Origin of the sequence: Mucilaginibacter achroorhodeus (genome assembly GCF_007846095.1) — a bacterium.
GTDB classification, from domain to species: domain Bacteria; phylum Bacteroidota; class Bacteroidia; order Sphingobacteriales; family Sphingobacteriaceae; genus Mucilaginibacter; species Mucilaginibacter achroorhodeus.
Genome location: NZ_VOEI01000004.1, coordinates 74665 through 96948, shown reverse-complemented (window position 1 = coordinate 96948; position 22284 = coordinate 74665). Strand labels below are relative to the sequence as shown.

The window sequence follows — 22284 nt, the reverse complement described above, 5'->3', positions numbered from 1 at the left end:
CAGCACCTGCAGCGAGCGTACACAATGCGGCTTTGCCCTGATCTGGGGAGGGCTAACGGGCGGTATTTCCGTGGCATTGGCATTGTCTCTTCCCGATTCTGATTATAAACCGCTGATCCTTACGGCCGGCTTTGTGATCGTGGTATTTTCGATCGTTGTGCAGGGTTTAATCCTGAATAAGGTAATTGGCATGACATTGAGCAGGAAATAACGGAATGTTGGAGTTGTCACTCAATTTAACGTTGCGCAATATTGGCTGATAATCAACAAAGGCACCATCAATGATTATTTTCAAATAGACTTGATAAGGATCATCCTGTTTGAAGGTATTTTCCAACATAACGTAATAATTAAGGTTAATAATATCAAAATGCAGCACTTGCAAATAATTATAACAGGCCGCTCAAGACCTTTTACCCGTTAACTTTTTCTGATAATCATCCTCCAGCTCGTCAAGCTCTTTGTAATAGTTTTTCTTATCCATAAATAACGATGGCCGATAGCTTTTTGCGGCATTATACTTTTGAAGAAGGTCAAATTGAGAGCCATGAGAAGCCAGCCAGATATCAAATTTCAGCTTTTTCAAAGCTGCTATGGTGTAACTATAATCTTTGGCGATTTGTGGATAACTTGGTATGGCATTAAAACCCTTTTCAGTCGTTATCGTAGGAAGGTTGGCTATCAATACACGATACGTACGGCTCTTGTCCTTCACCTTGAAAAGGTAGCTGCATGAGCCTTTGGTATGTCCCGGGTGATGCAGCATGGTCAAATTCATTTCACCCAACAAAATGTGATCAGCATTATGAAGGGTACGGTCTACATTAATAGGTTTAAAGGTGCGATATTTGCCGTCCAGGTCGTAATCAGACAACCCTCCATCGGTAATAATTGGTGCATCAGCATAATCAGCAACCATTTTTGCACCAGTTACTTTTTTTATTGCTGCCATAGCGCCTAAGTGGTCAAAGTGAGCCTGCGTTGTCAATAATATTTTAACATCGCTTATTTTAAAACCAAGTTTTTTGATATTATCTAATATATTTCCTTCTGAAGATGCCAGACCTGTATTAATTAAGATATGGCCGGCTTTTGTGGTGATCAAATAACATGCAAGGTCGGCGGTGCCCACGTAGTAAAGGTTACCAACTATCCTAAATGGTTCGATAGGTCTTGTCCATTCCGGATATTTCGTTGCGGTAGGTTCTCGCACAACTTGCGCGTAACTGGCCGCTGCAAGTGTTAGAAACATAAGAATGAACAAGGCCTTCCTCATAATTTTTAATTTGCTTTTCGTAAATGTACCTCACCGAGGCGGTTAACAACGTAGTTCCAAAATTACTGATGAACAGCTTACTACGGTTATCATATTGCCACGGGTCACTAAAGTAAAAGTATTTGGCGGCTTTTGGAGCGAATAGCTCAGTTTCCGCAAGTTTGGTATCATCAAGAAGGCAAGCTTGGGTAAATACGTCGCTACCGGGGGGCAGGTTTGGCTTTCCTTGCTCTTTTTATCGAAAGCCCTTTACGGACTGGATCTGTCTAATTTAGATGATTTGCAAGGTGCTATAACCGATACTGTGTATTACAGGCTCATGGTAAAACAAACTAAAATATCGACCGTTTTAAAGCCTGTGTGACCATCTTTTTAGATACAGTTAATTATGAGAGCTAATAAATATTTTGTACCGGGTTGTCCATTAATTTTTTGTTTATGCTTGATGATAATAACATCTGTAGCCCAAGCATCAAGATTTTCACTTAAAAACGAACAGGTTGACACGACTGACTTTTCCATTACATCACCCGTAAGTCTTAACGTATACCCGGCAAAACTTAATAATGGGTCTGGCCCTGGCCGAATTTATATCAACGCCATGCGCATAGGCGGTGTGCCAATTACACTTCCGTTGCTGTTCGATACCGGTTCAGCCGGCGTAACGTTGGATGCACTTAAAATTTTCCCGCCTGAACTTGTAGATGAGCATGGTTTTAAATTTAAAAAAGGCCAGGATACGTTAACATACAAAGGTATAGTGGTGACCCGTACTACCGTGCAAAAAGTTTATGGCTCTGCAGGGGCCGTTGAAACCAAAGAGTTTGGAAATATTGGCTTTGCTACGCTGATGGTGGGCGATCAAACAGGGGCTTTGAATTTACGGAAAATGCCCGTTATGTTCTTTTATGCAAAATCAACAAACGGCAAGGAGTCAACAAACGGGCTTGGATCTGTATTCGGCGTGAACACTACTTTCAACACAGTGACAGGCGTAAATGAGCGCACGACATTTAATTTAGTGAGTCCACTGAAATATTTGAATTACCGAAACGGATTGATACCGGGCTTTAAATTAAGCGCCTTACAATTATTTGGTTGTGCAATCAAAATACCGGGCAGCTGCCGCCCAAGCCGTTCACTAACAGTTGGCTTAACAAACGCAGACTTTCAAAAATACCGTTTCAACCAACTTACCCCTCAAGCGACAGCACAAACAGGACAAGTATCGGGACACTTTCCTACATACCCCGAATTACCTTTATATCACCCCGAAATAGCTGCTGCCATAGCTACCGAAAGTCAACAAATTCCGGTCAGTGTGCTCTTGGACTCTGGTAACCCCGGCGTCGTTTTAAATGCCTCATCGGAAGATCTTCACGCAGATCAATATCCAATAATAAAACTTATGTTGCCTTTCGGTCAAACCTATTTTTATAATCAGCGGAGGGCAAATTTTTCGACACGGTTTAATCCATCAAGCAAACGAAGCGTTTTTGGCATTTATTTTTTCACCGTATTCGGTTTTGCAGAGGATTATCAGAACGGTCGTATTGGCCTGAATCGCACAGCTAATTGATAGTTGGCAGCATTTCCGAGCAGTAATGAAAAACTGAGACGATCTGGTTCGATCATCTGTAAGCTACTGAACACAGGTTTAGATACAGGACAGGCTTTTAACAGGTTACCAGCGCTTCACTTACAGCACTACAAAATCACTCGAATTTTATATGAATCTTTTCATGGAATTAATCTGGCTGCCCGCAATTCTTCAAATAGATCATAAAATGTGTCTTCCGTATCCTGAAAAATGCTGAATCCCAGCTTACGGCTTTTTGACATGTCCGTCATTACTTCTATCGGTCGTCCCAGGTCAAGATCGGTATGCCATGCAGTAGCCAATCGGCTGAGGTTTTTTTCCCGCAATGTATATTTCAGCGCAATATCCTCCCAGATATCTGCATAATCCGCCATTTCTTTTTCAAGCGGTTGAATTGTACCATTAAAGCCAACAGGTTGAATACCGAAGTACTCCGCCAGACGATTCCACAGCCTGCTCCAACGAAACACGTCGCCATTAACCACGTTGAATGCCTGATTACGGGCGATATCAGTTGTAGAAGCCCATATCAAATGTTCTGCTAATACCCGGGCATCAGTTACGTCAGATAAGCCATTCCATTGGGCGGCAGACCCCGGCCAAACAAACCGGCGGTTGGTTTCTTTACAAATAGTTGCATATACCGCTAAGGTAGTCCCCATATTCATGGCGTTACCTACTGCTTTACCAATAACGGTATGCGGCCTGTGAATACTCCAGGTAAAGCCATCCCGCTTGGCTGCGGCATAAACTTCATCTTCCTGCGCGTAATAAAAGTTTTCGATATTTAATCTTGGGTGCTCTTCCCGCAAAGGCGTCTCAGGCAAAAAACCCTCTTTTGCATAAGCTTCAAAAGGGCCGAGGTAATGTTTTAAACCTGTTACTAAAGCCACATGCTCAACTGATCTGTTCAAAGACAACGTATCCAATAGATTACGTACCATTAAACTATTTACCCTGATGTTTTCGGCCTCAGTGTCGTTACGCATCCAGGTTGTTATGTAAACGTGCGTAGGCCGTATTTCGGATAATGCTTGTTCTAAACTGTCTTTATCTAACAGATCTGCTAAAACCGGCTTTAAACCCTCAATCTCATTGTTAGGATTACGGGCTAAACCGTAGGTTTCCCAACCTTTAGATATCAGCTTTTTAGATAAATTGCTACCGGCAATACCGCTTGCCCCAACTACCAATGCTATTTTGTTCATCATATTTACAGCGTTAATTTCAGTGAGATAGATTAATGTGTTACTTGTAATAATTTGTTCACAAACTTACCGGCTGTAGTTTACAAGGGCGATGATTTGAATCAAGAAATACACTTGACCTGTATCAAGTCTATATCTACGTGATGCTAATTTCTGATAAAATGATGTCTTGCAAAAAATCTACCTTTGCTTTAAACGTAAGTCACTACATGATCAATGTACTTTTAGGTCACATTCAGGAAAAGGTTACGCTGACAAATGAGGACAAAGAGAGGATAAAAACCTTCTTCATTCACAAAAAGCTAAGAAAGAGACAATACCTGTTACAGGAAGGCGATATTTGTAAACACTTGACCTTTGTGGCAAAAGGCTTACTGCGTACCTACAACGTGGATAGTAAAGGGACTGAACACATGAGTATTTTTGGGTGGGAAGGTTGGTGGGTGTCTGACTTCGCCAGTTTCCTATCAGGCGGAAAAGCCGTGTTTAATATTGATGCTATCGAAGACTCCGAGTTGTTTTTAATTTCACGATCCAATTACGAAGCATTGATGATTGATGTCCCGGTTATGGACCGTTATTTCCGTATTTTGTATCAAAACAGTCTGGTTACAAAAGAACAACGGCTTATGAGTTCCATTACGCACACCGCCGAAGAAAGGTATTTGTTACTGGCCGAATCAAACCCTCAGATTATAGGACGCCTACCGCAAAATTTAGTAGCCTCTTATCTTGGCATAGCGCCCGAAACATTAAGCCGCATCAAAAAAAAATTACTCTCAGAAAAATGATGCCTTTTACCACGATACTTTGACCTATCAAATCATCTTCAAACCGCTCTGATGGTAAGTTAATTTTCGTTAACAACATACTTAATTAACTCCTACCTTTGCAAGGCTCTACTTTTCTTAAGAGCACTCCGCTTCATGATGTCAACAAGCTTTTCTTTTCAAAGATCTGTACAACTGGTCGCTGATTCTAAAAACTTTTACCTGGTTAAAATAGATACGCAAGGTAATTACGTTTACATGAACGATCTCTTCCTTGAACGTCACAGCGCTTTCTATAACAAAACGGAAGTAAGGCCTGCTTCAATTGCGCTGCATACAGATGACCATGCTGCAAGCTTCAAAACTTATCAGCTATGCGTTGCAGATCCCGACAAGACTTTTCCGATCACATTGAGAAAGCTTGATGGCAAAGGAGGCTATATAATTACTTATTGGGAGTACAAAGCAGATCTTGATGCCGGGGGGAACATCACCGGCGTTATCGGAATAGGCCATGATGTTGCCGCATTTGAATCCCGCCCGGAACATATTGGCTTTCTCACTCAAACGCTTAATACACTTGCTTCCCAGCAATCACATGATCTCCGACGGCCTTTAGCCAATGTGCTTGGTTTGGTTGAAGTGCTTAAAATCTTAGGTGAAGATAATGACCAATTACAAGACGTTGTTAAAAAATTAGAACAAAGTTGTAAACAGTTAGATGATGAATTTGAGGCTTTTTTGATCAGGGATTTAGGGAATAAATTGGGTTAACCCAAATCAAAATCTAACTTGATAGTTAAAATAATTCTCTTGAGATAGATAACACCGGAATGAAGGTGCATAATCTCACCTACAGAAAATATTTCAATCAATCACTGCACTAATTCACCGGTAAAATGAGAAAAGTCCGCCATAATGTTTTAAATCTTACTTACCTCAATTTTTGGGGTTAGCAATTACCTTTAAGGATTTTCAATTAAAGCTTCATAAGAAGATTATCAATTTTGCGTTGTACTCAAACGATTTAGTCTATATTTGCCCCAGTTTTTCCCTATCCGTATATCATCAATTTTGAGATCAATGATCGATAATTTTAAAGCAAACCGGACTATCTCTTTTACACAAGAGATTGACATTCATACACATAATAGCATTTCTTTCTTAATCCATCATCAGATATTTATAAAGTTTAAAATACCCGGCTTATAACTTTATTATAAAATATACCTTAGGTATATTCATACATGAAAAACTTCTCTTCATATTTTTTGTTCAGTGAATTTAATTTCTCGCTGAGTAATAGTCTTACAAATTAGTTTAACGAACTTTAACAGTCAATATTGATCATTTATGCAGGATAAAAACTCAGATCAGATCACTTCGGGTTATATAAAGGGCATCGCTGTAGACGTATTTGGTTACCTTAAGCGTAAATGGCTTATCATATTTGTTTGCGGTATAATTGGTGGCGCCTTAGCGTTAAGTTACGCGATCTTTAAAAAGAACGTTTATAAGGCCGAGTGCACTTTTGTTTTACAGGATGGCGGAAGCGGCGGCCTTGGCCAATATGCCGGCCTGGCATCCCTTGCAGGTATAAACATTGAAAGCGGCGACGACGGACTGTTTAAAGGCGATAACATATTTGAACTATACCGGTCCAGAACCATGATCATGAAAACTTTACTCACGGAGGTAAATTTTCAGGGAAAGAAAGAAATGTTGATAGACAGGTACATTGACAATAATAAGTTGCGTAAGCAATGGGAAAAACAAAAATTGGGCAACATTCAGTTCAAAGGCTCTCCAGATAAATTCAGCAGATTGCAGGACAGTTTGGTCACAGACATTGTAAAGAAGCTTAACAAAAGTGACCTGAGTGTTGTGAAACCTGATAAAAAACTGAGCATTATACACGTTACTTTAAAATCAACTGATGAACTTTTTGCTCAGGCTTTTACAAATCAGATCGTTAAAAATGTAAACGATTTTTACAGCCAAACTAAAACTAAAAAGTCTAAGTTTAACGTAGCGCTGCTTCAAAAACAGGCTGATAGCGTAAAGGCGGTAATTAACTCGTCCATTAGCTCAGCTGCAAGTTCTCTGGATGCGTCTCCAAATGCAAATCCTCAATTGTTAGTACTAAAGGTTCCGTCGCAACGTAAACAGGTAGATCTGCAAACAAGTGCTGCAGTTTACGGAGAGATCGTCAAAAATTTAGAAATATCAAAACTGGCCCTGCAAAAAGAGACGCCATTGATAGAGGTCATAGACCCACCTATATTACCACTTGAAAGTAACAAATTAGGAAAAAAAATAGCGTTAGTGGGTGGGTTTGCAATTGCAGCCATATTAGCCGCTTTTGTTTTAGTTGTTAAAAGAGTTATAGGATCAGCGGCTTAATATGAGTGTTAAAGGCAAATTAAACAGCATTATACGCGAGTTTAAAAATAAAGATGAGCAGGGTATACATGCTAATGATGCAAAAAAGAGAAATCTCAGGCTGATTCTTCAACTCGGGCTATCTTTTGGCTACAAAGGCCTGTCAATGTTCTTAAGCTTTGCTATAGTGCCGCTATCTATACATTTGCTTGGCAGTAACGAATACGGTCTTTGGTTAACCATCTTTTCATTAGTTAACTTTTTCCTGTTTTTTGATCTCGGCTTGGGTAATGGACTTAAAAATAAGATCACTATAGCACTGGCAAATAACAATACAGAAGATGTAAAAAGATATATAAGTACAGGATATATCGTATTTGCTTCGCTCTCGCTTTTTCTGATCCTGATACTGGTTTTAGTAGTAAAGCTCGCTAAGATCCAGTCTATTCTCACTATTGGTGACATTGCCTCAAACGACGTTGAAAGAGCTATCTTAACCATTGGTATCACCATAATCATCTCTTTTACATTAAATTTTGTTTACAACATTGCGGCATCTATGCAAAACATATCCTTCTCAAACTTGGGTATGGTTTTAAACAATTTGATTACCGTAGTCATACTGATATTCTTTAACGTTTTTAAAGTAAGGGCAACTATAAACTTAATGTCACAGGTAACTGCGGTATCTTTGATCATAAGCATGGTTACGGCCAACTTTATTTTCTTTAAGAAAAACCCCAACCTGATACCTTCCATCAAATACTTCAGGTCTGATTACCTTATGAATATCCTGAAGCTGAGCTTTGGTTTCTTCATCGTTCAGATACAGGTAATAGTTATCTCATTCACAGATACGATAATCATCAATAAATATCTTGGCAATATAGAGGTGACCAAATACAATCTGATCTACAAGTTATTTAATGCCGTGATAGTGCTGCTAAGCCTGATATCAATGCCTTTATGGACGGTATTCACCGAGGCCTTTGAAAAAAAGGATAATGATTGGATCAGAAATGTATTTAAACGCTTCAATTACTTTGTATTGGGTGTAGCGGTGGTGTTCACACTAATAGGTGTATTTATTGACCAGATACTTTTTGTTTGGGTACAAAAGGAATATCAGATACCCGTGCTTTTAATCAGCGGTATGGTTATCTATCACGTTCTGTATGCCTGGAATTACAACTATTCTGTATTTTTAAACAGCGTTTCGGCAATAAAGGAACAACTGCCTTATTTAGTATTTACTATAATCGCCAACGTTCCACTTTGTATATATTTTATCAAGCTGGGTTTAGGATCGGCAGGTGTTATCATAGCTTCAGCGGTTTGCATATTACCATTTTCAATTTATGGCCCATACCTGGCCTACAAAAAAATAAAGCTTAATAAGGCAGTATAACGATATGTCAGCAAACAGAGGGATTTTCCAGGATTTTAAAGCTAACAAAAAGAATATTAAGGGCCAGCTTGTAATGGTTTTGTACCGCTTTGCTTGCCTGGCAAGAACAAATAAAATTACCACCATACTGTTTTTTTGGTACTTGATTCTCTATCTCGTTGTTGTTGAATGGTTTATGGCAATAGAGTTATCATGGCATGTACAACCCGGAGAAAACCTGCAGCTTCACCACGGCTTTTGCCTGGTAGTAAACCCGGGAGTTAAGATAGGTAAGAACTGCATACTGCGCCACGCAACCACGTTGGGTAACAAAAAAAGCGCTGCCGGCGATTTTAACAGCGGCTGCCCTGTAATAGGCGATAATGTAGACATTGGTGCCAACGTTTGTATAATAGGTCCATTAAAAATTGGTAATAACGTAATGATTGGGGCCGGCTCCATTGTGGTTAAAGATCTACCGGATAATTGTGTGGCCGCGGGTAACCCTGCAAAAATAATCAGATATCTTTAATGGTTAATATCCTTTATGTGTTTGGCGGCGAAAAAGCCTCGGGAGCAGAAAAAGTAATCCAGAGATTAATTGATAATAACCTGTCTGCAGTTAAGCCTCATTTGTTTGTTTCGCCTGGCGCCTACGCAGATAATCTTATCAAAACAAATCAGGATAAGTATGCTATCCATCTTTTAGATGAGTTAAAAAAACTTAACAGAAGCAGCGCCGGCAAATTAGGCTTTTATTTTAAAGCTATTTCAAACTGCTTAACGGTTTCATACAAGGTGTTAAAATTCGCGAAAACGAATAGCATAGCCGTTGTACATGCCAATACCATAGTGCCCGCATTTTATTTGTTCCCGGCAATTGTTTTAGCCAAAATTTTCAGAAAAGATCTGAAATTCGTTTGGTCTGATCATGATCTTAAATACTATTCTGCTTTTGACAACAAGCTTGCTGCAGCAGCATTTAAGTTATATGATGCTACCCTTACTGTTTCTAACGCCGTAAAAAAGAAATATCCTGTAAGCGATAAGGTAATAACGCTGTATAACGGCCTTGACTTGAACGAATATCAACCAGATTCAAGTCGTGGTGAAAAATTTAGACATTTACATGCTATCCAAAACGATGATTTTGTGATTGGAATGGCGGGCACCATCGAGCATAGAAAAGGTCAACTTGGTTTAATACAGGCCTTTAAAAAACTCTCAAGCCAATATCCTAAGTTTAAATTATTGTTGGCAGGCCCATTATCGGCAGACGATGAAGCCTACGGTAACGACTTTTTAAACGCAGTTGAACATGACAACGGCATCTATTATTTAGGTAAAATAAGTGATATGCCCGGTTTCTATAATGCTTGCGATGTTATTGTGAACAATAGTAATCTGGAAGGAAGTGAACCATTGGGCACAACTATTTACGAGGCAATGGCCATTGAAAAGATCGTTGCTGCTTCAAATACAGGCGGCTCACCGGAAATTATTGACAATGGACAAGACGGCTATCTTTTTACATGCGATGATCAGAACTCATTAGCCGAGACATTAGAAAAAATATTTCTTGATCACGAAAAGTTAGATATCATCCGTAAAAATGCAAGGGCAAAAGTAGAAGAGAAATTTAATGTTAAAACGATGGTTAGGGCCTATAATGCTTTAATTGGCAAGTTGGTTAATTAACAATTATGGAGACAGAAAACAGACTTACTTTATTTAAATCCGAGTTTTGGATAGTCCTTGTCTGTACTATTTGTCTTCAGTTCCCTGATTTGAAAATAGCCGGCCTTCAGCCCGGAGAACTATTGATGCTGTTGTTGATGCCGTTTTTGTTTAAACATTTAACCAAAAGCAAAACCATTTTATACTTCTTAGCATTTTACATCCTTTTATTAGTAAAAACGCTGATTGTAAATCACTACACTAACTTTTACATTAACGACGAAAACCTGACGTTACTGAAAAACCCGGGATTTATCAGCTTTGCACGCTTCCTGGAGATGCTTACCTGTATGACGTTCTGCTGTTTCACAGCCAACGTTTTATCTCATTCTCAAAAGCCATATAATCTTTTGAAAATGATACTGTTTGTGCAAATAATGGTATTTGGTTTATTCTTTATGCTTACCTACTCTTTGTATGCTTTGCATTTGCTGGCAACAGATAAGTATGAAAGTTTAATAGTTTACGATGCGAGTGAGGGCGATCAGGTTTACAGGCTCAAGGGTTTCTTTGTTGAAGGGGGACCGTTCGGCTTGTTCTACGCGTTTATTTTTACGGTTTGTGTAGCATGTTACCGTCGTTTAAGGCTAAAGCCTTTGTACCTTATCATCCCGGTAATTTTAGTTTTGTTAGGACAATCTAAGGCTGGATATCTATTGTTATTTTTAAATGGCGCCGTTTATTTAATGTCTAAAGTTGGCAAGTTTTTTAAGCGGTTATTCGTTAAAATCCTGTTATACATTGCGGTAATTGTATTGATGGTATTTGGGTCAATAGCTACGTTGCAGATGTACGTTGACAGCTTGTCAGACATTGAGTTAAAAGCTTCTCTTTTCGCTCCTGGTGAGATAGACCCCAACTTTATGATGGGAAGAATCTCGGCAACGGTGATTGTCCCAAACATGCTTGCAAAGAACGCATGGGTGGGTATAGGCTGGGGTAACTATCCGCTGCTTAGAAACAATCCGGCTTACAGGCAGTTCATGCCCGAAATTCCGGTATCATTCTGGGACGCCACTGGTTTGGGCGGTATAGTTGATATGTTACTTGAAGCAGGCATAATATTCTTTATTATTTACCTGTTGCTTTACTTTAGGCTGGCCAAAACCATCAGGCCTTTACCAGCCTCAAATTATTTGATATTAGCATTAATTGGGCCGCTGCTATTAGGTGTGGCTATATATTTCTTTTATACGTGGTTATTAATGGGTGTATTGTTCTTTTTAATGCAGACCGAACTTGAACCAAAGGAGAAAGCTTTAAATGAATAATACCCCAACCAACAAAAAGCCTCACCTTTGCATAGATGCAAGGATGATCAACCACTCCGGTATAGGTACCTATTTGCGAATGCTGTTGCCTGCAATTATTTCAAAATTTGAGGTAACGCTATTAGGCGATCCATCGTTGCTGGGATCATACTACCCCAACGTAGCAGTTGTCGATTTCCCGGCATCGATCTACTCGATAAGTGAGCAATTAAAATACCGCAAGGTAATACCTGTTTGCGATCTGTTTTGGTCGCCGCATTATAACGCGCCGCTCATGCCTGTTAAAGCATTAAAAAGGGTGGTGACCATTCATGACGTGTTTCACCTTGCATTCGCTTCTCAGTTAAGTCTTAAGCAAAAGATCTATGCAAAATTAGCGTTCAATTTGGTATCTAAACTTAGCAACCGGATAGTTACGGTATCACATTTCTCCAAGCAAGAGATATTGAAATTTATAAAGGTTGATCAAAGCAAAATAAACGTTATCCATAATGGCGTAGAGCAACAAGCTAAACTGGTTGATGTAAATAATTTAAAGGCCAAATACCAGCTGCCCGATAACTACATACTTTTTGTAGGCAATGTAAAGCCGCACAAGAATCTTAAAAATTTAGCCAACGCTTACTTGGCGCTGCCTAAGGCACTGCAAGATCGATACAAGCTTTTGGTTGTTGGCAAAAAAGACGGCTTTATAACCGGAGATGATAATTTATTTGATATGATCAGCTCCAATCAGGCATTGTCAGATAACTTACATTTTACCGGCTACGTGGATAATGATGATATGGCAACCATATACAACAATGCCGCTGTTTTTGTGTTCCCATCGTTATATGAGGGTTTTGGCTTACCACCTTTAGAAGCAATGGTTAATAAATGCGCTGTATTGGCTTCTGAGATACCGGTATTACATGAGGTTTGCGGAGAGGCCGCAGTTTACTTTGATCCGGAAAATGCCGAAGACATTGCATCTAAAATTGAATGGATTTTGAATAACGACCAGGAGCGGGAAACTTTGATAGCTAAAGGAGCAGAAAGAGTTAAACTTTTTGATTGGCAACAAAGCGCCCAAAAACATATAGAATTATTTAATCAGCTTATATACAACACAAAATAATGAAAGTTGCATTAGTACAGGATTGGTTGACGGTTATCGGTGGTTCTGAAAACGTATTTAAAGAGATTGTATCCTTATTTCCTGAAGCTGATGTGTTTACTTTGGTAGCACGAGAAGAAACATTAGAAAAATTAGGGCTGAAAGGGCATAAAGTGCAAACTTCTTTCATTCAGCGCCTCCCGTTCGCAAAAAAGAAATACAGGTCATATTTACCGTTGTTCCCGCTTGCGGTTGAACAGTTTGATCTGTCTGGCTACGATCTTATCATATCATCATCACATGCGGTTGCCAAAGGCGTGTTGACCAATGCTAATCAGATCCATATTTGTTACTGCCACTCCCCTATGCGTTACGCATGGGATCTAAATCATCAATACCTGCGCGAATCGGGCCTAAATAAAGGGCTTAAAGGTTTCCTGGCACAATATCTTTTGCATCGCATAAGAACATGGGATTACATCAGCACAAACCGTGTAGATCATTTTATAGCAAATTCTAAATACATAGCAAAAAGGATAAAAAAGGTATACGGGCGCGACAGTGACGTGATATACCCTAACGTTGCTACTGAAGATTTTGCGCCGGCGGCGGAAAAAGGCGATTATTTTGTTACCTGTTCGCGTTTTGTTCCTTACAAAAAGATTGACCTGATAGTACAGGCCTTTGCGCAAATGCCTGATAAAAAATTACTGGTTATAGGTGACGGGCCGGATTTTAAAAAAGTAAGCAAATTAGCTGTGGCCAATACCGTTTTGTTAGGATACCAAACGTTTGACAAACTAAAGGCATACCTTTCTGCAGCAAAAGCGTTTGTATTTGCTGCTGAAGAAGACTTTGGGATTTTGCCTGTTGAAGCGCAGGCATGCGGCGTGCCCGTTATTGCCTTTGGCAAAGGTGGCGCTTTAGAAAGCGTTGTGGAAAACAAAACCGGCGTGTTTTTTAAAAATCAAACCGTACCTGATATAATAGCTGCTGTTCAGCATTTTGATTCAATTCAACACACATTTGATCCGGTTGCGATCAGGGAACATGCCGAAAGTTTCTCTACAGGCCGATTTAAAGCTCAGATGCTTCAATTTGTTCAATCGAAGCTTAAACAGTCCTGATTTTAATTTTCGTTCCATTAAAAAGGCCCACAAATGGTAGTTTGAGGGCCTTTTGCTATAGGATTATTTACTTGCAGCCTTCATTTTTTTGCATCTGCTATCACCCACCGGTTTGTGATGTTATAAGGTGCTTCTAAAACAATTTTATAAAAATCAGACGGGCTGTCCTTAACACTTATAAAAGCATGTTGGTCTTTAACCGGTACCTCGCCCATTAGCTGGTACTCGTCCGGACTGCCTGTTTTGAAGTTATTGGTCTTAGCTACCCATATTTTTACTTTTCCATCAGGATCTACGGCTTTCCAGGTGATATCAAGATTACCTTGTACAAGTATGGCAGCGGGCTCAGCAACCGAAACCTTGCCTATAAGTGGCGTACCATCAACTTCGCGCTTAACATCCATCGGTATGGTAATATTCATGAAGCGGGCAACGGTTGGCATAATATCTACAATGGCGGGGTGGTAGCGCTCGGCATAAGCATTAAGCGGCCGGTAGTTGGTAACCATCCAGGTGCTGCGCTGCCGCGGAGATTGCCCGCCGTGCCCCCTGCCTGTTTTTTCATCACGGCCGTGGTCTGTTGTGATCACCAATAACCAGTTCTCATTAAAGTGTGCCTTGCGGTATTGTATTGCTTCATAAAGTTTGCCCATTTGCACATCAAGCTTTTTAACGCCATCGTAAAACTCGGGACTGTCACCGTGCATGTGGCCCATATCATCTGTATACTCAAGATAAACCCATGAAAGGTCAGGCCCATTCTTCTTAATTGTCGCAGATGCTTCACTAACAACTTTTTCATCTATGCGGTGCATGTAATCATGCGCGGCATCATGTTTAAAGTTTACCGTATCCAACTCATAACCATCGTAATGATCATCAACATTTAAATTTCCTGCATTGGGCAAGTGGTAGCCAAGTAGTTTAGTACGGTTATCCTCCCAACTCGAAAATATTGCCGTTTTCTTGCCCGGATATTGTGCCCTTATCAACCTGAATATGTTTTGATAATTGTAATTAGGCGCCTTAATATCGTTATCGGGCACATTATGTTTGTTAACCCAGGTACCGGTTAGCAAACTGTTGTAACCAACTGCAGAAATTGTAGGCGTTTGATTGTAAGCATTTACATCACCGCCCACATGCATACGGGTGTAACTGCCATCGGCAATAATCTTTTTGATATTTGGCAGGTCTAATAGTTCAATAACATCCGCAGGGATACCATCAGCAATTACAAAAACTGTTTTATTGGTTTTTTGCGCAAAAGCACTGGCAGCGAAAAAGGCAAGGGCAATAGTAAGTACGAACCGGTTTATCATCTCTATATCTGATATTAAATTAAACGGAATTAGCTGAACAGCGTGTTGGGATACACAGCAAGCTACCGCCAAAAATGTTGCGCCAATATTAATTGACTATTAAGTCGAATTCATCAAATCAACAAACCGCCATATTTACTACTGTTTTGCAAAATCAGCCGCTGCCTTGTCAAGGTCTGCCTTGCCTGGCGTTTTGTTGCCGTTGCTTATGAGTATGCGGTATTTAAAGGTCACCGTCTCGCCTTTCTTCAGCGTCAGGTTTTTCTGGCTTTTGCCGTTGGTAAAAACCTTTTCTCCCAGCGGATTGGCGGCAAATAACCCGTATCCCCTGGCATGCCAAAAAGTTGGATAATTAGGATTTTGCGGATGATCGACAATGGTTACACTTACCGAATCTGCACCCATTTTGCCATAAATCTTGCACCAAACGGCACGACTGCTCCAGGCATCGTTGCCAGATTTGCCGGCACTGGTAATATAATTACCATTGGCAATATGGTCGGTACCGCCCTTTACCAGAGTTACAATGCCTTTACTATCGGTAAACTTTTGGTCTTCATTGGTTGGCATCTGCAATTCGTGGGCAAGGCGTAAACCCAAAAGGCCGTCCTTTGCGTCAGTGAAAACAGCCTGGGTATCGGCCTTTAGGGTAGTAATGCGGTCTATTGTCCTGCTATGTGCATTGCCACTAAATTCAAAATGGGTTGTTTCCTCTACCAACACTTGCCCATGCTGGTTTGTCCAGTTAGCGTGGTAAGCCAATGCACCAGTCTTTCCGCTTTTAGTTTCGGTTATTTTGTCTGTTTTTATCCAACCATAACCTCCCTTTTTTTCCTTCGGGATAGCATAAGAGTTATTCCAGAAATCCAATCCATTCAAGTTCTCAAAATTGAACCATAAACCTATATGGTGCGGATGATCATTTGGCTCACCGGGGCGCGGTGCTAAAGGAAAACCACGGGTAACTACTATGCCATCAGCGGTATGTAAAGGATACAGTACCGGCTTCTCCAGGCTATCTGGATACAGGAATTGTGTAAACAACCTACCACCTATCAATACATCAACTTTATGCTGAGTGCTATGCGGAACTATTTTGACTGTTTCCGCCTTTTGCGCGAGTGCAAACATTGGGGCAGCAGCCAGCGCAAGAATTAGAACCCGGATAGACCTGTTCATAGCTTAATATTTAAAAACCTTGCCATTGGCCATCACCTCCTGCGTTTTCTCATCAAAGGTGGCTTTGTAACCGGTATGCACAGCAGCATTGGTCATGATGTTGGCAATGGAGTGGCTATAACCTGCCTCAACAGGTGCGTTGGGTTGCTTACGGCTGCGCACACACTCCATCCAGTTACGCACGTGGTTTGAGGTAAGCACATCACCACCGGTATTTGCAGAAGCCACTACCCGCTCGGTGCTGTTCAAGCTTACTTCAGGCAACAAATTAGCCTTCATGTGCATGGCGTTTGCCATATCTTGTGTAAGGCCGCCTTCTGGCGATACCTTGTTGGTGTCAAGATTCAGTTCGCCGCCGTTTGAATAGTAGATTTCTTTGGGGTGTTCATCGCCATTGTGCATGCGCGATGCAAACGTAACCTGGAAGCCTTTTGAAAGATCATCAAGCGGGCCGTAATCAAATGCTGCGGTAATGGTATCCCAGTTGCGTCGGCCATCCTTCCACATATAAATACCGCCGTTTGCCACTACGCTACGTGGATGTTTAAGCCCGGTAAACCAGTGAACGGTATCAATTTGGTGGCTCATCCATTGGCCGGGTAAGCCTGATGAGTACGGCCAAAACAAGCGGTACTCTAAATATATTCTCGGGTCAAATTTTTCATAAGGGCGGTTCATGATAAACCGTTTCCAATCAGTGTCCTCTTCTTTAAGCAACGGTATCAGGTCGGGCCTGCGCCAGCGGCCGGGCTGGTTCACGTTCCAGGTAAGTTCAACCATCGTGATGTCGCCAAATTTTCCTGCACGTATAAAATCATTTGCTGCATGGTAATTGGCACCGCTGCGGCGTTGAGAACCTATCTGCACTATCTTTCCTGATTCTTTTATCGCTTTAAGTGCAGCCCGGTTATCCTCCATGGTCTCAGCAAAAGGCTTTTCAACATAAGCATCGCACCCGGCTTTAACAGCTTCAATGGCGTGGCGGGCGTGCTGAAAATCGGCCGTGCTGATAAATACGGCATCAACCGTTTTGCTATCGTAAAGTTCCTCGTTATTGCGGTAAGCCTTTACGTCATTCTGCATCTTACCCTTCCATATAGCCGCACCTTCTTCCCTGCGGCGTTTCCAGATGTCAGACACGCCTACCACTTCAAAATTGAGCTCTTTATAATGGTTCATAAAGCTTGGCAAATGCGAGGCCTTATGCCTGTCTGAAAAACCGATAACGCCAACACGTACCCTGTCATTTGCACCAATGATGCGCTTATAACTTTTAGCACTTAAACCGCTTTTGGCAAGTAAAACCCCGGCACCGGCAATTGATGTTTGCCTGATAAAATTACGACGAGAATTATCCATAACAGGTAGGAAGAATTGGTTTATAAAACGATCACTTTAGGGGATACGGATCGCAACTGAAGCTCAAGATACAAAAGCAATTTAAAAATCAATGGCATTAAACCGCTTTTTATGCTTAATACTATAAATTCTTTACAATAACTGATGCTGATGGAATTGAATGATGGAAGTTCACGAAATGTCATATTTAATAAAATTCATCAGATGTTTAAATAAACATCATACCTTTGCATCATCATGATGAATGAAAAGATAAAGATAAGCGAACAAGTTAGGCGCCGCCTGCATGACGACATTAGCAAAGGCAAATTTAAACCGGGCGAAAAATTACCTACCGAGCCTGAACTGATGATGCAGTATGCTGTTGGCCGCTCCTCTATTCGCGAGGCCGTAAAAGCATTGGCGGCAGCCGGTGTGGTTAACGTAAAACAAGGCGCTGGCACCACGGTTAACGATCATCCACCCTCACAGTCATTAGATGATAAAATGCGCCATGCAAAATTTGATGAAGTGAACAGCGTGCGTAACCTGCTCGAGAAAGAAATTGTAATGTTAGCCGCAACCCACCGTACCGATGAACAACTTGAAGATATTAAACATTGGCTTGATAAACGCAGGGAGGCCATAGAGCAAGATGACCGAACCCTTTGTATGGATGCCGATATCGGTTTCCATCAAAGCATTGCCGCAGCATCAGGCAATCAGGTTCTGGCAAACCTTTACGAATCTTTTACCGATACCATCAGGCGTTTTTTCAGCGAGCGCGAAAAACAGGGTATTTCTCATTTTGCCCTTAGCCATCATTTGCATGAGCAGCTTTACAACGCCATTAAAGGTAAAAAAGCTAAACAGGCGCAAGATGTACTGCAATACATATTAAATAACAACTATTAAAATCATTAAAATGACCATATTAACATTCAGTATCATATTATTAGTTGGCTCTTACCTGGCCGGCCTGTTGGGCTCGCTAACCGGTTTGGGCGGCGGCGTTGTAGTTATTCCATTGCTCACCCTGGTGTTCGGGGTAGATATACGTTATGCTATTGGGGCAGCCTTGCTTGCTTCTATAGCTACATCAAGCGGTTCGGCAAGTGCCTATGTAAAAGAGGGAATCACTAATATCCGTTTGGGGATGTTCCTGGAGATAGCCACAACCATTGGTGCGGTGCTTGGTGCCTTAATTGCCGTTTACACCCCCACTAACACTATTGCCATCTTATTCGGCGCTGTGCTTATCTTTTCCGCAGCTATGACGCTGCGCAAAAAGAATCAGGAAGTTCTTACAGAAGGGAGCCCGCTGGCAGAAAAACTTAAGCTCAACAGCAGTTACCCAACCCCACAAGGCGAGGTTGATTACAAACTAAAAAACGTTGGTGCAGGCTTTTCTATCATGACATTTGCAGGCGTTATCTCCGGGTTGTTGGGTATTGGTTCGGGTGCGCTTAAAGTGCTGGCTATGGATACCGCAATGCGTATACCGTTTAAGGTAAGCACTACCACCAGCAATTTTATGATAGGCGTTACTGCTGCAGCCAGTGCTGTTGTTTATCTGCAGCGTGGGTACATGGACCCGGGGCTGGCTTTCCCGGTTATGCTGGGTGTTTTGGCCGGTGCTTTCACCGGTTCAAAATTGCTGATGAAGATGAACCCACAAGTTTTACGGTTCATCTTTTGTGCCGCTATCACATTTGTAGCGCTGGAGATGATCTACAACGGTATTCAACATAAATTTTAACTTCTACGAAAGATGAAAAAGACAATTCAAAATAAATGGCAGGATACCGACGTTGAACAAATAGTTGGTCAGCTTTTGCGCTACGGGGTATTCACTGCGTCAGTAGTAGCATTGATAGGCGGGGTAATATACATTGGCACCAAAGGGCAATCCCCTATGCCCTCATACCATAAATTTGTAGGTGAGGGTGCAAACTTTACCAGCTATAGCGGTATCATAAAAGGTGCATCAAGCTTTAATGCAGCAGGAATTATCCAACTTGGTGTGCTTTTACTAATAGCTACACCCGTGTTACGTATCGTATTTTCACTGGTAGGGTTTGCCCTTGAAAAAGACCGTATGTATGTTTGCATAACCCTGATTGTGCTGGCCGTAATAACCACAAGTATTTTTGGTGGTTTAAAGGTGTAATTGTTAATAAAACCTTTTTTGTTTAACAAATGTTAGCATTTATATAGTCCAACTTTGCGTTATAGTTATATATTTGTAGTATGAGGTGGTGGATAAAGATATTGTTTGGATTGTTGTTGGCTGTAAAGCTAACACCATCTGTGGCGCATGATAATGCGGCTAAAACAAACGATGAAACGTCCCAGCAAGAGCAAAGTAAGAACCACCTCAAAAAGCCGGCACCAACCGGTGAAGGCTGCCTTGTTGATGAACGGATAACCCGGCAATTAGAGGTTAAATTCAGATGGCCTTTACAGTTGCTGGTTCTTACAAACACCGGTGCTAAGGCACTGGTAAATGAACAGGCAATTAAAATTTATCAGCCGATAACAGCCGTTCCGTTGCATCGTTTTTACCGAACATTGCTCTTCCCGTTCCATTCTAATACATAGTACTTGTTCTTATTGTATCCCCTACTTAGTTGCAGGCAGATCCTGCGCATTTTATTACTTAAAGGAAACTACAATGAGCAAACATGAATTAAAGATAGGCACCACGTTACGGTACCTTGGACGCCCTTTTGAGGGTTTTAACAAAATGATCACAAAAGCCATTTTTCTGGGCTATGACTGCAGCGGATGGAACAGTATCTGGATAGAATATCTTGGCGCTCCACGCCTGGTAGCATTAGCAGATATTGCCGTTGACGAAGAATGAGATCTACGGGCAGCCGCATTTTATTAATGATCGTTGCTGTACCGCTATTATTAGCGGGAATAGCAGACAAAAAACCTGCCCTTAAGGCGGGCGACCTTTCGTTGCCTAAGGGTTTTAAATCGATTACTGTTGCCGACACCATCCCCGGTGCGGCACGCCATTTAGCTGTTAGCAGCAGTGGCGATATATATGTTAAACTCCGTTTTCCCGACAAAGCAGGCGGCAACGCCGCTTTGCGGGATACCAACGGGGACGGCCGCGCCGATATCATCCAAAAATTTGCCGACTACGAGGATAAGGGTACTTACGGTACTGCCATGCGCATACATAATGGCTACCTTTATTTCAGTTCAGAGACCAATATCTTCAGGATGAAACTGGATTCATCTTCCCTCATCCCGCAGGGAGAACCAGAACTGATCATTCATGACACAGGCGGGCGGCACGAGCATGATGCAAAACCTATCGCCTTTGATGATGCAGGACACATTTATGTACCTTTTGGGGCTGCTTCCAACGCTTGCCAGGAAAAAAACCGCGTACCTGGTTCGCCCGGTATAAAGAACTGCCCTTTGCTTGACAGTGCTGGTGGTATATGGCAATTTGATGCTAACAAACTAAATCAAACCCCTAAAGATGGTGTACGTTATGCAACAGGTTTACGCAGTGTGGTTGCAATGGCATGGAACCATGCTAATCAATGCCTCTACGTTGTGGCCCACGGTCGCGATGATCTGCATATGCTGTTTCCTAAACAATTTAACGCCTGGCAGAGTGCTGTTTTACCTGCTGAAGAGTTTTTACAGGTTAAACCCGGCACAAATGCCGGTTGGCCTTATTACTATTACGATCCTTACAAGAAGCAACTCATGCTTAACCCTGAGTATGGAGGTAATGGCATTAAAAAAGGGAATGGCGCAAAATTTACACAGCCCATTATGGCTTTCCCGGCGCACTGGGCACCTAATGATTTGTTATTTTATAAAGGAAATCAATTCCCTTCCCGTTACCGTAACGGCGCCTTTGTAGCGTTTCACGGTTCAACTAACCGCTCGCCTTATCCGCAGGCCGGTTACTGTATTGCATTTGTCCCGTTTAAAAACGGAAAACCTTCCGGCCCCTGGGAATTGTTTGCCGATGGTTTTACCGGTAAGCAAACTATACTCAGCCCAAGCGAAGCTACCTACCGCCCTATGGGACTTGCCGAAGCGCCCGATGGTTCTTTAGTTATTTCAGATACAGAAAAGGGACGTGTGTGGCGTGTAAACTTCGCAGGCAACAAGGCATCATTTGGCCCGGCCAACCTAAAAGCAATGCTCCAGAGAAAAAGAACCCTTTATAAAGACCCTAACCCGATAACCGATGATAACAGCCGGGCAATGCTGTCGCCCGGTGCTTCGCTTTACCGTAAATATTGTATCAGCTGCCACCAGCCAGATGGCAAAGGTGATGGTAACTTGTTCCCTCCGCTTGCAGGGTCTGAATGGGTTGTGGGCGGCCCTTATGGTGATAAACGCATGGCTATCCAAACATTGCTGAAAGGATTGCAAGGCCCGGTAACAGTTAAAGGCCACTCGTACAACAGCGTTATGCCGTCCTTCAGTCAGTTAAGCGATAAAGAAATTGCGGAAGTGCTTACTTATATACGCAGCAAGTTTGGCAACAACGCCAGCATGGTAACTGCCGAAGAGGTAAAAAATACCCGGAAAAGGATCCGCTGATACT

At 41.6% G+C, this 22284-nt stretch carries 21 protein-coding genes; 16 read left to right on the top strand and 5 right to left on the bottom strand.

Going from position 1 to position 22284, the window contains the following annotated elements:
• Positions 1-403 precede the first annotated feature (403 nt).
• A complete protein-coding gene (gene bla / locus FPZ42_RS12170; protein WP_146271763.1) occupies positions 404-1276 on the bottom strand; it encodes a subclass B3 metallo-beta-lactamase in 873 nt (290 codons plus the stop codon).
• 445 nt (positions 1277-1721) lie between these two features.
• Here bla and FPZ42_RS12165 point away from each other — a divergent pair, with 445 nt between their 5' ends.
• Positions 1722-2855, top strand: a complete 1134-nt coding sequence (locus FPZ42_RS12165; RefSeq protein ID WP_146271761.1) for a hypothetical protein — start codon at positions 1722-1724, stop codon at positions 2853-2855.
• 161 nt (positions 2856-3016) lie between these two features.
• Here FPZ42_RS12165 and FPZ42_RS12160 read toward each other — a convergent pair whose 3' ends face one another.
• Positions 3017-4087 carry an SDR family oxidoreductase gene (locus tag FPZ42_RS12160; protein ID WP_146271759.1) on the bottom strand — a complete coding sequence of 357 codons (1071 nt, stop codon included), beginning with the start codon at positions 4085-4087 and terminating at the stop codon, positions 3017-3019.
• Positions 4088-4293: 206 nt separating this feature from the next.
• Between FPZ42_RS12160 and FPZ42_RS12155 the strand changes: the two genes are divergently transcribed.
• From FPZ42_RS12155 to FPZ42_RS12110, 9 genes are all read left to right on the top strand, one after another.
• On the top strand, positions 4294-4875 hold the full coding sequence (locus tag FPZ42_RS12155) for a Crp/Fnr family transcriptional regulator (protein ID WP_146271757.1): 582 nt from the start codon (positions 4294-4296) through the stop codon (positions 4873-4875).
• 135 nt (positions 4876-5010) lie between these two features.
• Positions 5011-5628, top strand: a complete 618-nt coding sequence (locus FPZ42_RS12150; RefSeq protein ID WP_146271755.1) for a histidine kinase dimerization/phospho-acceptor domain-containing protein — start codon at positions 5011-5013, stop codon at positions 5626-5628.
• 579 nt (positions 5629-6207) lie between these two features.
• Positions 6208-7257, top strand: coding sequence for a lipopolysaccharide biosynthesis protein (locus tag FPZ42_RS12140; RefSeq protein ID WP_146271751.1), 1050 nt, complete (start codon positions 6208-6210; stop codon positions 7255-7257).
• A gap of 1 nt (position 7258) precedes the next feature.
• The gene (locus tag FPZ42_RS12135; RefSeq protein ID WP_146271749.1) at positions 7259-8644 is read left to right on the top strand and encodes a lipopolysaccharide biosynthesis protein; all 1386 of its coding nucleotides are present in this window, start codon (positions 7259-7261) and stop codon (positions 8642-8644) included.
• 4 nt (positions 8645-8648) lie between these two features.
• Complete coding sequence (locus tag FPZ42_RS12130) at positions 8649-9155, top strand: serine acetyltransferase (RefSeq protein ID WP_146271747.1); 507 nt, start codon at positions 8649-8651, stop codon at positions 9153-9155.
• Positions 9155-10321, top strand: a complete 1167-nt coding sequence (locus tag FPZ42_RS12125; RefSeq protein ID WP_146271745.1) for a glycosyltransferase family 4 protein — start codon at positions 9155-9157, stop codon at positions 10319-10321. The genes FPZ42_RS12130 and FPZ42_RS12125 overlap by 1 nt, the downstream gene beginning before the upstream one ends.
• A gap of 5 nt (positions 10322-10326) precedes the next feature.
• Entirely contained in the window at positions 10327-11631 is a 1305-nt protein-coding gene (locus FPZ42_RS12120; protein WP_146271743.1) for an O-antigen ligase family protein, read from the top strand.
• Positions 11624-12748 carry a glycosyltransferase family 4 protein gene (locus FPZ42_RS12115; protein ID WP_222431576.1) on the top strand — a complete coding sequence of 375 codons (1125 nt, stop codon included), beginning with the start codon at positions 11624-11626 and terminating at the stop codon, positions 12746-12748. The genes FPZ42_RS12120 and FPZ42_RS12115 overlap by 8 nt, the downstream gene beginning before the upstream one ends.
• Positions 12748-13854 (top strand): glycosyltransferase family 4 protein, encoded by a 1107-nt coding sequence (locus tag FPZ42_RS12110; protein ID WP_146271741.1) that lies wholly within the window; start codon positions 12748-12750, stop codon positions 13852-13854. The genes FPZ42_RS12115 and FPZ42_RS12110 overlap by 1 nt, the downstream gene beginning before the upstream one ends.
• A gap of 80 nt (positions 13855-13934) precedes the next feature.
• On the opposite strand, the gene FPZ42_RS12105 is transcribed toward FPZ42_RS12110, so the two are convergent.
• From FPZ42_RS12105 to FPZ42_RS12095, 3 genes are all read right to left on the bottom strand, one after another.
• Positions 13935-15176 carry an alkaline phosphatase family protein gene (locus FPZ42_RS12105; protein WP_146271739.1) on the bottom strand — a complete coding sequence of 414 codons (1242 nt, stop codon included), beginning with the start codon at positions 15174-15176 and terminating at the stop codon, positions 13935-13937.
• Positions 15177-15314: 138 nt separating this feature from the next.
• Positions 15315-16355: a DUF6807 domain-containing protein gene (locus tag FPZ42_RS12100; protein WP_146271737.1), complete on the bottom strand. Its 1041-nt coding sequence runs from the start codon at positions 16353-16355 to the stop codon at positions 15315-15317.
• A 3-nt stretch (positions 16356-16358) separates the two neighbouring features.
• Positions 16359-17714, bottom strand: a complete 1356-nt coding sequence (locus FPZ42_RS12095; protein WP_146271735.1) for a Gfo/Idh/MocA family protein — start codon at positions 17712-17714, stop codon at positions 16359-16361.
• 237 nt (positions 17715-17951) lie between these two features.
• Here FPZ42_RS12095 and FPZ42_RS12090 point away from each other — a divergent pair, with 237 nt between their 5' ends.
• The 6 genes from FPZ42_RS12090 to FPZ42_RS12065 all read left to right on the top strand — a co-directional run bounded on the left by FPZ42_RS12090 (position 17952) and on the right by FPZ42_RS12065 (position 22280).
• Entirely contained in the window at positions 17952-18608 is a 657-nt protein-coding gene (locus tag FPZ42_RS12090) for a FadR/GntR family transcriptional regulator (protein WP_261382282.1), read from the top strand.
• Positions 18609-18618: 10 nt separating this feature from the next.
• Positions 18619-19452 carry a sulfite exporter TauE/SafE family protein gene (locus FPZ42_RS12085; protein WP_146271733.1) on the top strand — a complete coding sequence of 278 codons (834 nt, stop codon included), beginning with the start codon at positions 18619-18621 and terminating at the stop codon, positions 19450-19452.
• Positions 19453-19464: 12 nt separating this feature from the next.
• On the top strand, positions 19465-19863 hold the full coding sequence (locus FPZ42_RS12080) for a DUF1634 domain-containing protein (RefSeq protein WP_146271731.1): 399 nt from the start codon (positions 19465-19467) through the stop codon (positions 19861-19863).
• Positions 19864-19943: 80 nt separating this feature from the next.
• Positions 19944-20294 carry a hypothetical protein gene (locus FPZ42_RS12075; RefSeq protein WP_146271729.1) on the top strand — a complete coding sequence of 117 codons (351 nt, stop codon included), beginning with the start codon at positions 19944-19946 and terminating at the stop codon, positions 20292-20294.
• 73 nt (positions 20295-20367) lie between these two features.
• Positions 20368-20559, top strand: a complete 192-nt coding sequence (locus FPZ42_RS12070; protein WP_146271727.1) for a hypothetical protein — start codon at positions 20368-20370, stop codon at positions 20557-20559.
• On the top strand, positions 20556-22280 hold the full coding sequence (locus tag FPZ42_RS12065) for a c-type cytochrome (RefSeq protein ID WP_146271725.1): 1725 nt from the start codon (positions 20556-20558) through the stop codon (positions 22278-22280). The genes FPZ42_RS12070 and FPZ42_RS12065 overlap by 4 nt, the downstream gene beginning before the upstream one ends.
• Positions 22281-22284 lie beyond the last annotated feature (4 nt).